The sequence below is a fragment of the Rhizobium sp. NZLR8 genome (assembly GCF_019685025.1).
In the GTDB taxonomy this organism is placed as follows: Bacteria; Pseudomonadota; Alphaproteobacteria; order Rhizobiales; family Rhizobiaceae; genus Rhizobium.
Genome location: NZ_JABDVY010000002.1, coordinates 196,405 through 208,590, shown reverse-complemented (window position 1 = coordinate 208,590; position 12,186 = coordinate 196,405). Strand labels below are relative to the sequence as shown.

Sequence of the window (12,186 nt, the reverse complement as noted above, 5' to 3'; positions counted from 1 at the left end):
CAACTAAAATCGCCGTCTCGCCCGTAAGAACTCCCGGAGAGCCTCGAGGTCGCGGATTACGGCAGCGAGAAGTTGCACACGGCGCTTCAGGGTGGCACCCTCCGAATGAGGGCCTGGCGTTTCTGTACGGGATGCGCGAACCGGTTCCCCATCGTCAACTCTTCGGAGGGGCAATACTTTCCCGCAGGATAAGCCTGCTGCGGATGACGGTGGGCACAGAAGCAGGGTTCTGGCTCTGGCCAAGGGCGTCGAGCAGGAGATCCACTGCGGCGCGGCCCATCTCTTCCACCGGCTGCTCGATCGTCGAGAGCGGTGGCGAGGAGAATTCGCAGACGGGCGAACCGTCGAAGGAGACGACGGACAGATCATCGGGAATGCTCAAGCCTGCGCGCTTGACGCAACTGACAAACGAGATGGCCATGTCATCGCTGGTGGCGATGACTGCCGTTGGTTTCTCGTCCAATCCAGCGAAATCGTCTGCCGCCTGCACGCCGATGTCGAAACCATGCTGATAATCGAGACGACCGCCCGAGCGACGCACGGCCTCCTTCGATAGGCCGGCTGCCGCAAGCGCCTCGAGCACGCCGCCATAGCGCTCGACGTCATGATAATTGCCTTCAGGTCCTGCAAGGTAGAAGAACCGGCGATGGCCAAGCCGGATCAGTTCGGCGGTGACGTCGCGCACAGCCTCGCGGTCGTTCGTCACGACGCTCTGCAGTCCCGCATCGCTCATGTCGAGCAGCATCGAAACGATCGGCAGGCCGGAACTTGCCAGCGAGCGCCCATCGACCTCCGGAAGCTTCGACGACAGGATAATGGCTCCGCGCACGCTGCCGCCGAAGGCGAGGTCGAGAATGTGCCGCTCGGAAATCTCGTCGCGATCGAGGTTGGCGATCATCAGGTTGTAGCCGCCCTGGATCAGCGACTTGTTGATGCTCTGCAGGACCTGCGGAATGATCTGTGAGACGCCATAATAGAGCGATCCGGGCAGGATGATCATGATGATGTTGGATTTGCCGACCCTGAGACCGCGCGCCATCGCATTGGGAGTATAGCCGAGCTGCTTGGCCGCCGCGTTGATCTTGGCGCGCGTCTTCTCGTTGACCCGTCCTGGATTGGCGAGCGCGCGGCTGACCGTTGAAATCGCGACACCGGCGAGCCGCGCGACATCGGCCATCAGCGCGCCCGACTGCTCCTCTATGGCCACATCCTTGTTTTTATTCACGTTTGTTTCATTCTCCCGGATGCTTCGATTTGCAACTCTAAGGCAGCCGGCGATTTATAGCAAACGTTTGCCAAAAATCGCTTGCTTAAAAAACCAGCTTGATTATCATCTAGGCATGGCAAACGATTGCCATTCCTTAATGCGTTGAAAATTCATGATTTATTGATTGCGGAACTGATCTTCCGCACGCGAGTAGGTCATGCCTTAAGAAATGGATGGATTATGGCTACTGGCGACAGGCTCCGATTCGGCGTCGATCTCGTGACGTTCTTCGATCCCGGCTTCTGGGGCGTCGATAGCCATGACGCGATCATCGACTATGCGCGCACCGAACCGCGCGCCTTCTGGGACAAGATTCTCGACAGCGTCCAGGCCTCCGGCGTCACCGGCGTCGAGCTGACCTTTTCTCCGTTCAACTGGCAGGATGCGATCAAGACCTATGGTTCCGTCGATGCTTTTGCAGCCGAGCTGGCAAGACGCCGCCTGACGCTCTGCAGCGGCTTCTTCGCGGAACTGGAGGCGGCGGGCGACTTCGCCGAGCCCGAAGCCCAGCGCGCGCTGATCGACAAGGCGGAGCGATATGCCGACTTCCTGAAAGCCTGCGGCAGCGACATCATGGTGATCGGCGCCCCGCTTCGCCAGACGCTCGGCGCCCAGCCGGTGCAGTTTTACGATTTCGACCGCGCCAAGGTGATCGCCGATTTCCTGAACCGGCTCGGCGCGACCCTCTATGCCAGGGGCGTGCGGCTGGCGCTGCACACCGAGGCGCATTCGATTTTTGCCGCTGCACGCGACGTCGACCTGATGATGCTGCTGACCGACCCAGCCTATGTGCATATGTGCCCGGACACTGCCCATATCATCGTTGCCGGCTCCGATCCCATCCAGCTCGTTGATCGCCACCACGAGCGCATGATCATTGCCCACTGGAAGGATGCGGTCGGGCCTATGCCCGCCGACACGCCGATCGACAAGCACATCCACGATCGCCACCAGCCGTATTTCTGCAGCTTCGGCTTTGGACGGGTCGACTGGCCGGCCTGGATCCGACTGCTGCGCGACCGTGCCTTTGAAGGTTGGGCAATTCTCGAACTCGATGCCGCGCCGGATCCCGTCCGCGACATCGCCAACGGGCTGACGCTCGTCCGGCAGGCGCTCCTGCCGATCTACCGCTGACGATTATTCCCAAGACAACGAACGCCCCGCAAAGAGGGCATTTTCAAGAGGTGGAACAATGAAGACAATGATGAAGCTTTTTCTTGCCGGTGTGGCATTCGCCGGTCTCTTCGCTTCGGCGCATGCCGAGGACAAACCGACGATCGAGATCATGTCGTCCTGGACGTCGGGCGGCGAAGCGGCAGCCCTCAACGTCATCAAGAACGAGTTCGAAAAGCGCGGCGGCGTCTGGAAGGATTCCTCGATCGCCGGCTTCGGCGCCGCCGATGCCGCCTTCCAGAACCGTATCGTCGCCGGTGACGCGCCCGGGGCCAAGCAGGGCGTCATCGGCCTCGCGGCCGCAGATTTCATCAACCAAGGTCTGTTCAATCCGATCGACGACGTAGCCGGTGCCGGCAAATGGGCCGACGTCCTGCCGAAATCGATCCATGATCTCATCTCCTATGACGGCAAGGTCTATCTCGCGCCGACCGGCGCCCATGGCGAAAGCTGGGTCTTTTATTCCAAGGAAGCCTTCGGCAAGGCCGGCATCGCCGAGGAGCCCAAGACCTGGGACGAGTTCTTCGCCGACTTCGACAAGCTGAAGGCTGCCGGCATCGTTCCCGTTGCCTGGGGTGGCCAGCCCTGGCAGCAGACCAAGGTCTTCAATATGATCCTGCTCTCGCAGGTCGGGATCGACGGCTTCCTGAAGATCTATGTCGACAAGGACAAGAGCCAGGCCTCGGTCGACGGCGTGAAGAAGACCCTCGAAATTCTCGCCAAGCTGCGCGGCTATGTCGATGCGGGTGCCGCCGGCCGCAACTGGAACGACGCAACGGCCATGCTGATCACCGCCAAGGCCGGCGTGCAGTTCATGGGCGACTGGGCGAAGGGCGAATTCACCGTTGCCGGCAAGGAGCCGGGTAAAGACTATGGCTGCATGATCGTGCCGGAGTCCAAGGGTATGGTCTATATCGCCGACTCCCTCTGGTTCCCGAAGACCGGCAATGCCGCGACCGACAAGGCGCAGAAACTTCTCGCCGAAGTCGTGATGGATCAGAAGGTGCAGGTCGAATTCGCCTTGAAGAAGGGCTCGGTTCCGATGCGAACCGATGTCGACAAGTCGAAGCTTGATGTCTGCGCTCAGAAGGGTGTCGAGCTGATGGCTGCCGGTGCGATCGTCCCGGATCAGGCGATCGTGCTTACTCCTCAGCAGGTCGGCGCGCTCGACGATTTCGTCGACGAATACTGGAGCGGTGGCTCGAACGATGCAGCTACTGGGGCCGAGAATTTCTTCGCTGTCTTCGAGTAGAATAGTGCCTGCGGCGTCGGCCTGATCCCGACGCCGCGGCCGACGTCGCTGCCTCGCGGTGGCGTGTGCCCCGCTTTTTCCGTCAACGAGCCGGCCGATGCCCATCAAACGCAAATCCAATCTTTCCGCCACCATTGCGCTGCTGCCGACTTGGTTCGTCGCGGTCGTGGTCTTCATCGGCACCATGGCCTGGTCGATCCGCCTGTCCTTCACCAATTCGACGCTCTTTCCATCTTCAACCTATGTCGGCTTTGCGCAGTATTCGAAGCTGTTCTCTTCCGCCAAGTGGCTTGCATCGCTGCAAAACGTGTTGATCTTCGGCGTCCTCTACGTCGCGGGCTGCCTGTTGCTCGGCTTCCTGTTGGCCGCGGCGCTGGACCGCAAGATCCGTTTTGAAAGCGCCTTCAGAACCATATTTCTTTATCCCTATGCCATGTCCTTCGTGGTGACCGGGCTGATCTGGCAATGGATGCTCAATCCGACCCTTGGCATCCAGGCGAGCGTGCGTTCGCTCGGCTGGGAGAGTTTTGTCCTCGACTGGGTGGTCAATCGTGACATGGCGATCTATGCGCTGGTGCTTGCCGGCGTATGGCAGGGTGCGGGGCTGGTGATGGTCATTGCGCTCGCCGGCATGCGCGGCATCGAAGGCGAGCAATGGAAGGCGGCGCGGATAGACGGCATTCCCGTCTGGCGGATCTATGTCTCGATCGTCCTGCCGCAGCTCGGACCGGCGCTGGCGGCGGCCGGCATGCTGCTCGCTATGGGGGTGATCAAGACCTATGACATCGTCGTCGCCATGACGAACGGCGGCCCCGGCAATGCGACGGAGGTGCCGGCGAAATTCATCATGGACAATTTGTTCGGACGTCAGAACCTCGGCCTCGCCACTGCCGGCGCGACGGTGCTTGTCCTCGGTGTGATCATCGCAGTCGCGCCGTTCCGCTACGCGATGCACATGCGCGACAGAGCGAAGGGAGCCGCGTGATGGCCGGTCCTCATCCGAACGGTCCGAAGCCGGCGCAGATCACCGTCGGGCGCATCGGCCTCTATGCCTTCCTGGTCGTTGCCGCACTTTTCTTTCTTCTGCCGCTTTACACGATGGTCGTCACCTCGCTGAAGTCGATGGAGGAAATCCGGCTCGGGCAGATCTTCGCCCTGCCGGCGACGCTCGATTTTTCCGCCTGGACGACCGCCTGGTCGGGCGCCTGCATGGGGACCGTCTGTGTCGGCATTCGCAGCGGCTTCTGGAATTCGGTGGCGATCACCCTTCCCGCGGTTGCGCTCTCGGTCTTTATAGGCGCCGTCAACGGCTATGCGCTGTCGCTCTGGCGGCCGCGAGGGGCAAACCTGCTCTTCGGCCTGCTGATGGCCGGCGGCCTCATCCCCTACCAGATCTTTCTCTATCCGATGGTCCGGGCGATGGCGAATATCGCCCTCTACAATTCGCTCGCCGGCATCATTCTCGTGCATGTCATCTTCGGCCTGCCGCTGGTGACGCTGCTCTTCCGCAATTATTTCATCAGCGTGCCGGAGGAGCTCTGCAAGGCGGCGCGCGTCGACGGCGCCGGCTTCTGGCGTATCTTTTTCGAGATCATGCTGCCGATCGCCGTGCCGATGGTGGTGGTGGTCTCGATGCTGCAGTTCACCGGCATCTGGAACGACTTCCTGCTCGGTCTGGTATTTGCCGGGCGTGACAACCTGCCGATGACCGTGCAGCTCAACAATATCGTCAACACCACGATGGGCGAGCGGACCTACAACGTCAACATGGCGGCGACGATCCTGACCGCCATCGTTCCGCTCGCCATCTATTTCCTGTCCGGCCGCTGGTTCGTGCGCGGCATCGCGGCCGGCGCAGTCAAGGGGTAATGCTTCCATGCAATCTGCCGTCTCCGTCAAGGACCTGAAGATCGCCTATGGCGACCATACGGTGATCGAGAAGCTGTCGATCGATATCGCTCCCCGGGAATTCCTGGTTCTGCTCGGCCCTTCCGGCTGCGGCAAGTCAACGCTTCTGAGCGCCATTGCAGGCCTCCAGGACATTACATCAGGCGAGGTGTGGATCTCAGGCAAGAACGTCAGCTGGGAGGAGCCGAAGGACCGCGGCATCGGCATGGTCTTTCAGTCCTACGCGCTCTATCCACGCATGTCGGTTCGCAAGAACCTGTCCTTCGGCCTTCGCGTCGCCGGTCTGCCGAAAGCCGAGATCGAGGCCCGCGTCGCCCGCACGGCCGCGCTCCTCCATCTCGACACGCTGCTCGACAGGCGCCCTGCCGAGCTGTCGGGCGGCCAGCGCCAGCGCGTCGCCATCGGCCGGGCGCTGGTGCGCGAAGTCGATGTTTTCCTTTTCGACGAACCGCTGTCGAACCTCGATGCCAAGCTGCGCAACGAATTGCGCGTCGAGATCAAGAAGCTGCATCAGCGCCTCGGCAACACTATGATCTACGTGACCCATGATCAGGTAGAGGCGCTGACGCTTGCCGATCGCATCGCCATCATGCGCGACGGCGTGATCCAGCAGCTCGCTTCGCCGGCTGAGATCTATCGCCGCCCGGCCAATCTCTTCGTTGCCGGTTTCATCGGCGCGCCGGCAATGAATTTCATCGAAGGCAGGATCGAGCGCGCCGCCTCCTCACCGGTCTTCCGGAGCAAGGGGCTCGCCGTCGATCTCTCCGGCTATTCCTTTAGCGCAGGCGCGGCGGAAGGACCGGCAACGCTCGGCTTTCGCCCTGAGCATCTTGTGCTCGATAGGGCGGTAAGCAGCCTGCCCATCATTCCCGGCTGTGTTTCCGTCGTCGAGCCGATGGGTTCGGACGCCGTCGTTTGGTTTGACTGGGCGGATCAAAGCCTCTCGCTGAGGCTGATGGGCGACGTCACCCTGCAGCCCGGCGATGCCCTGGCTCCCGGGCTCGATATCGCCAAGGCGTCGCTCTTCGGCGCCGACGGATCGCGGCTGTGATGCCTCGTCCCTTTGTTTTCCCGCAATTGCCGGCGCGTTGCGCGCGGTTTTGAGCAATTGCTCCAGGACAGGATTTGGAAATGTCTGAGATTGTCTACGATGCGCTGGTGATCGGCTCCGGCGCGGCGGGTTCCTTCGCGGTCAAAGAGCTGACAGCGCAGGGCCTTTCGGTGCTGCTTCTCGAGGCCGGCCCCGCTGTTGGGCCGAAGGATTTCGATCCCGCCCGCAAGAAGGCGCCTGCAAGCAGCATCAATATCTGGGAGCGTGCGCGGGCGACACTCAAGGGCCAGCCGATCCAGGCGCGGGCGGCGTTTTTTACCGAGCGCTTCAGCCACTTCTTCGTCAACGACCGCAAGAACCCCTATACCACGCCGAAGGGCGAGCCTTTCCTCTGGATCCGTGGCCGCCAGGGCGGCGGCCGCCTCCACAGTTTTGGCCGCGTGCTGCTGCGCTGGACCGATGATGATTTCAAGATCCGATCACGCGCCGGAAAGGGCGTTGACTGGCCGGTCTCATATGGCGAATTGGCGCCTTTCTACGACGAAGTGGAGACTTATCTCGGGCTCTACGGCAACAAGGACGATGTGCCGACCCTGCCGGACGGCGTCTATGCGAAGCCGGCAAGCCTGACGCCCGCCGAACAGATCTTCAAGCAGGCGGTCGAAAGCCGCTGGCCGGAAAGGCACGTTGTCTCCTGGCGCTACATCGCGCCGGATGCCGAACGCATGCCGCGACCGCTGCGGGAAGCCAAGGCCACCGGCAGGCTGACAGTCCGCTACGATGCCGTCGTTCGCCGCATCACCACGGACGGGAGAACCGGACGTGCCACCGGCGCGGAGTTCACCGATCGCAATACCGGACAAGTATCGACGGCCCGCGCCGCGACGGTGGTTCTCTCCGCCTCGCCGATAGAGAGCGTGCGGCTGCTCTTGAATTCGGCTTCGGCAAAACATCCGGATGGGCTCGGCAACAGCTCAGGCGCTCTTGGCCGCTATTTCATGGACCAGCTTCCGTGCCTCGCCTTCGGTTCCTTTTCGAAGGCGAAGGGCTGGGCGCCCGATGGCTCCGCCCCGACGGATCCGTTCTACAATCCATCAGGCGGGATCTTCATTCCCCGCTTCGGTGAGGGCGACGCTGCCCGCGGCGATTTCGACTACCAGGGAAGCGTCGGCCGAGCGCCGGTCTCCGGCGACGCTGATGCGCGTCTCGCCTTCTTCGGTTTCGGCCGCATGCTGCCCTATGCCGACAATCGCATTACGCTTGATGTCAGGCGCAAGGACGCCTGGAACATTCCCGTTGCGCATATCCGCTGCGTGATGCAAGCGGAGGAGCAGGCGCTGCTTCGCCGGCAGGAAGAGACGCTGATCGCCATGATCAGCGAGGTCGGAGGCGATCTTGAATTCATCGGTTCGCCCACCGGCCTCAAGGAGATGGGCAAGGGCGCCTTTCCCGAGGCCGATGCCTTCAGCCGCTTCATGTTCCGCAGTTGGTTCCGCAAGACCATGTGCATGGGCGCGGCAATCCATGAAACGGGCGGCGCGCGCATGGGTGAAACCCCGGAAGCTTCGGTGCTCAACCCCTACAACCAGGTCTGGGATGTCCCGAACCTGATTGTCACCGACGCCAGCGCCTTCCCCGGCAGCGGCATCGCCGGCACCACACTCACCGTCATGGCTCTGACGATCCGCGCCTGCCGGAATCTTGTCTCGCAATACCGGACAGGACAGCTGTAGCTGCGCCTCAGCGGCTGTACTGCAAGATCGTTCACGCCGCTTTGGCGTCCCGACGCTCGGCAAGGATCTGTTCGAACAGGTCCATGGTGACAACCGGGCCGACGGCTGTGCCTGCCGCGGAGGCATGCGCAAGGTGAGCGACCGCGTCCGCATTGCCAATGGCAAACACACCCGGCCTGCTGGTCCGGCCTTCCCTGCCGGTCTTAGCTTGCCTCAACGTTCTGCGAAGTCGATGAGATCGGTCTCGCCAGCAACAAAGGCTGCGAAATCGGAAGACGATGCGTTTTCGCCTGGCTTATTACACCCGATGTAATTGAGGGCATTCCCCCTCCCGCGATATCAGTGAACGGCCTTCCTGCAGGAGGAACATTCCAGTCCTCAAACAGAAGCGGCCAATCCGGAGGATGTCGACGGCCAAACCGCTGTCAACCGTACGAGGCGGCCGAGGAGAACGACGATGACGACGGTGAACTTTACCAAGCGAGAGCCCCCGGAATGGCTGCTGGCTTTCTGGAAAGAAATCGATGACAAGACCTTCGGCGAAGGCTTCGATTGCCTGGCGCAAAACGCCACCTGCAATCTCGGCGTCGCCGACTGGAAGGGGCGGGAGGCCATTCGCGAGAACCTGCGCGCTTTCATCGATACGGGTTTTTCAGCGCTTCACGATGTGACGGAATATTGGGACGGCGGCTCGCTTAAGATCTTTCGCGGCACTGTCACCATGACACCCGACGAGAAGGCGCAACCGGTCGTCAAGCCTGTCATGACACACTTTTTCTACATGGACGAACGAGAACCTGCCAAAGTTGGTCGCTGGTACGGGTCTGTCGGCCCCGTTGCATTTTAATCCACAAATCGCTGGCGGGAGCGCTATTGCCCGCCAGTTACCAACGGGACGGATAACGGAGACCGCCGGAAGATGAGCTCGACGCACAACCGTTTAAGCAGAGCGCCGACCGAGCTTGGGGCGCAGTTGCGTGCCTGGCGCGGCACGCGAGGCAAGAGCCAGTTGGCACTCTCGCTCGACACCGGCATATCGCAGCGCCAAATCAGCTTCATCGAAAGTGGCCGGAGCACGCCTGGCCGCCACAATCTGCTGCATCTCGCCGACGCCCTGGATGTGCCGTTCCGGGAGCGCAATACGCTGCTGCTCGCCGCCGGCTATGCGCCTATTTATGCAGAAAACGGTATCGACGATCTTGAAATGAAAAGCGTCACGGATGTGCTTAAACGCATGCTTTTTCAGCATGAACCATTTCCGGCCGTGGTGATGGACCGGTATTGGAACGTGGTGATGGCCAACGATGCGACGCAGCGCTTCTTCAATTGCTTCATCGACATGGCAGCACGGGAAAAACCGCGCAATCTGCTGCATCTGATATTCGATCCGGCCGGTTTGCGGCCCTTCATTCCGAACTGGGAGGAAACGGCAAGAAGCCTGATGGCGCGGATATTCAGGGAGTCCGTCGGCCGCGTCATCGACATGCGCACCAAGGCACTGATCGACGCGCTGCTTGCCTATCCGGATGTGGATAGTGCCTGGAAGGTCTCCACGACAGCGGACAGCACACCCGTCATCCCCTTGTCGTTCATGAAGGATGGGCAGCTTCTAAGTTTCTTCTCGCTGGTGACGACGGTCGGCACCGCACAGACAATAACGACCCAGGAACTGAGGATCGAATGCATGTTCCCGTTGGATGATATCACCGAGATAGAATACGCCAAGCTGATGAAACAGGCCGATGCGCGTCAGCGCCGGACCGTGACGTGAGCGACCACGGCCAAGGCAGAGCGCCGATGGTCCACCATCGCTACTTGAACCGTCATACAAACTTCGCAGTGACATGCTCCTGTCAAAAAAAGCAGGAAGGAAAAGCCCATGTCTCAAAACCATCAGGACCAACTCAGCCGGATAAAGGCCGAAATCGCCGACAGCTTCGATGAAGAGCTGGAAATGCAGATGGAGGAAGACCGGCTGGACGATCTGGTCGCCGAAGGAATGTCGGAAGCGGCGGAGCCGACGCTCGAGCGAAAGACCTACTTCCGGGAACTGTTTCGGCTGCAGCACGAGTTGGTGCGGCTGCAGGATTGGGTTCAGCACACGAAGTTGAAAGTGGTGGTGCTTTTCGAAGGCCGCGATTCGGCCGGCAAGGGCGGCGCGATCAAGCGGGTGACCCAGCGGCTCAATCCACGCGTCTGCCGGACGGTTGCGTTGCCCGCCCCGACCGAACGGGAACGCCATCAATGGTATTTCCAGCGCTATGTCCCGCATCTTCCCACAGCCGGCGAAATGGTGCTCTTCGACCGAAGCTGGTACAACCGCGCCGGTGTCGAGCGCGTGATGGGCTTCTGCACCCCTGATGAACTCGAGGAGTTCTTCCGCTCGGTGCCTGAATTCGAGCGGATGCTGGTCCGTTCCGGAATCGTGCTGATCAAATACTGGTTTTCGATCACCGACGAGGAGCAGGAATTCCGCTTCAAGATGCGTATCCACGATCCGCTGAAGCAATGGAAGCTTTCACCGATGGATATGGAAAGTCGCGTCCATTGGGAGGAATATACCAAGGCCAAGGAAGAAATGCTGGCGCGGACGCACACCAAGGATGCACCCTGGTGGGTGGTGCAGGCGGTAGACAAGAAACGGGCGCGTTTGAACTGCATCGCCCATCTTCTCGAACAAATCCCGTACGAGGATGTTCCGAAACCGGAAATCGAGTTGCCGGATCGCATCCGCCATGCCGATTACAACAGGGCGCCGGTTGCGTCTGAAATGCTCGTGCCGGAGCGCTATTGAAGGCATAACCATACCGGCCTTCCCGGCCGGAGATGACGAGCGGATTTCAGCGTCGCTGACGCTTTCGGCTCCGCCACACCACGTGTGAGCGTGGTGTGGCGGTAGCTCGCGGCCTTTGAATGCGATCAGGCGGCGATGTTCCCGATCTGGTTGAGTTCGTCGACAGCCTCATCCGGCAGAACAAGCGCGGCAGCGGCGAGGTTCTCCTTGAGGTGGCCGACGGACGAGGTGCCGGGGATCAGCAGGACGTTCGGGGCGCGGCGCAGCAGCCAGGCAAGTGCGACCTGCATGGGCGTAGCATCAAGGCGTGCGGCGACATTAGACAGGCTGGACGACTGCAGCGGTGTGAAGCCGCCGAGCGGGAAGAAGGGCACATAGGCGGTGCCCTCGCGGGCGAGCTCGTCGATCAGGCGATCGTCGGCCCGATGCGCAAGATTGTACTGGTTCTGCACGCAGACGATCTCGGTGATCCCGCGCCCTTCGGCGATCTGCTTCGCTGTGGCGTTGCTTAAGCCCAGGTGACGGATCAGTCCCTGCCGTTGGAGATCGGCAAGCACCGTCAGGGGTCCTTCGATCGAGCCTTCGGCAGGGCCATGCACGTCGAACATGAGCCTGAGGTTGACGACGTCAAGCACATCCTGACCTAAGTGACGAAGATTGTCGTGGACTGCCGCCGTCAGTTCTTCTGGCGAAAAGGCCGGAATCCATGATCCATCCGCGCCGCGCCGTGCGCCGATCTTGGTGACGATGACGAGGTCGTCACGATAGGGATGGAGCGCTTCACGGATGATCCGGTTGGTGACGTGCGGACCATAGAAATCGCTGGTGTCGATGTGGTTTACGCCGCTTGCGACAGCCTCGCGCAGCACCGCCAAGGCCGCGCCGTGATCCTTGGGCGGGCCAAACACGCCGGGCCCGGCAAGCTGCATGGCGCCGTAGCCGAGCCGTTTGATGCTGCTGTCGCCGAGATTGAAGGTGCCGGCCTGATCGATGGTGGACATGAACTCA

12 protein-coding genes are annotated in these 12,186 nt (G+C 61.2%); 9 read left to right on the top strand and 3 right to left on the bottom strand.

What is annotated here, in order from left to right; all coding sequences use genetic code 11:
* Positions 1–154: 154 nt before the first annotated feature.
* Positions 155–1,225 (bottom strand): LacI family DNA-binding transcriptional regulator, encoded by a 1,071-nt coding sequence (locus HJB89_RS05025; RefSeq protein ID WP_207585038.1) that lies wholly within the window; start codon positions 1,223–1,225, stop codon positions 155–157.
* Positions 1,226–1,447: 222 nt separating this feature from the next.
* Between HJB89_RS05025 and HJB89_RS05020 the strand changes: the two genes are divergently transcribed.
* The 6 genes from HJB89_RS05020 (at position 1,448) to HJB89_RS04995 (ending at position 8,384) form a co-directional block, all read left to right on the top strand.
* On the top strand, positions 1,448–2,401 hold the full coding sequence (locus HJB89_RS05020; protein WP_221131341.1) for a sugar phosphate isomerase/epimerase: 954 nt from the start codon (positions 1,448–1,450) through the stop codon (positions 2,399–2,401).
* A 58-nt stretch (positions 2,402–2,459) separates the two neighbouring features.
* Positions 2,460–3,692: an ABC transporter substrate-binding protein gene (locus HJB89_RS05015; RefSeq protein WP_221149105.1), complete on the top strand. Its 1,233-nt coding sequence runs from the start codon at positions 2,460–2,462 to the stop codon at positions 3,690–3,692.
* Positions 3,693–3,789: 97 nt separating this feature from the next.
* On the top strand, positions 3,790–4,677 hold the full coding sequence (locus HJB89_RS05010; protein WP_207585041.1) for a carbohydrate ABC transporter permease: 888 nt from the start codon (positions 3,790–3,792) through the stop codon (positions 4,675–4,677).
* Positions 4,677–5,561: a carbohydrate ABC transporter permease gene (locus tag HJB89_RS05005; protein WP_207585042.1), complete on the top strand. Its 885-nt coding sequence runs from the start codon at positions 4,677–4,679 to the stop codon at positions 5,559–5,561. The genes HJB89_RS05010 and HJB89_RS05005 overlap by 1 nt, the downstream gene beginning before the upstream one ends.
* A gap of 7 nt (positions 5,562–5,568) precedes the next feature.
* A complete protein-coding gene (locus HJB89_RS05000) occupies positions 5,569–6,651 on the top strand; it encodes an ABC transporter ATP-binding protein (protein ID WP_207585043.1) in 1,083 nt (360 codons plus the stop codon).
* Positions 6,652–6,731: 80 nt separating this feature from the next.
* Positions 6,732–8,384 (top strand): GMC oxidoreductase, encoded by a 1,653-nt coding sequence (locus HJB89_RS04995; protein WP_207585044.1) that lies wholly within the window; start codon positions 6,732–6,734, stop codon positions 8,382–8,384.
* 31 nt (positions 8,385–8,415) lie between these two features.
* On the opposite strand, the gene HJB89_RS04990 is transcribed toward HJB89_RS04995, so the two are convergent.
* The gene (locus HJB89_RS04990; RefSeq protein ID WP_246762854.1) at positions 8,416–8,553 is read right to left on the bottom strand and encodes a hypothetical protein; all 138 of its coding nucleotides are present in this window, start codon (positions 8,551–8,553) and stop codon (positions 8,416–8,418) included.
* Positions 8,554–8,841: 288 nt separating this feature from the next.
* Between HJB89_RS04990 and HJB89_RS04985 the strand changes: the two genes are divergently transcribed.
* The 3 genes from HJB89_RS04985 (at position 8,842) to ppk2 (ending at position 11,178) form a co-directional block, all read left to right on the top strand.
* Positions 8,842–9,231 carry a nuclear transport factor 2 family protein gene (locus HJB89_RS04985; protein WP_207585045.1) on the top strand — a complete coding sequence of 130 codons (390 nt, stop codon included), beginning with the start codon at positions 8,842–8,844 and terminating at the stop codon, positions 9,229–9,231.
* A 72-nt stretch (positions 9,232–9,303) separates the two neighbouring features.
* Positions 9,304–10,155 carry a helix-turn-helix domain-containing protein gene (locus HJB89_RS04980; protein ID WP_207585046.1) on the top strand — a complete coding sequence of 284 codons (852 nt, stop codon included), beginning with the start codon at positions 9,304–9,306 and terminating at the stop codon, positions 10,153–10,155.
* Positions 10,156–10,263: 108 nt separating this feature from the next.
* Positions 10,264–11,178 (top strand): polyphosphate kinase 2, encoded by a 915-nt coding sequence (gene ppk2, locus HJB89_RS04975; RefSeq protein WP_141335705.1) that lies wholly within the window; start codon positions 10,264–10,266, stop codon positions 11,176–11,178.
* A 125-nt stretch (positions 11,179–11,303) separates the two neighbouring features.
* Here ppk2 and HJB89_RS04970 read toward each other — a convergent pair whose 3' ends face one another.
* A complete protein-coding gene (locus HJB89_RS04970) occupies positions 11,304–12,179 on the bottom strand; it encodes an aldo/keto reductase family oxidoreductase (protein WP_207585047.1) in 876 nt (291 codons plus the stop codon).
* Positions 12,180–12,186 lie beyond the last annotated feature (7 nt).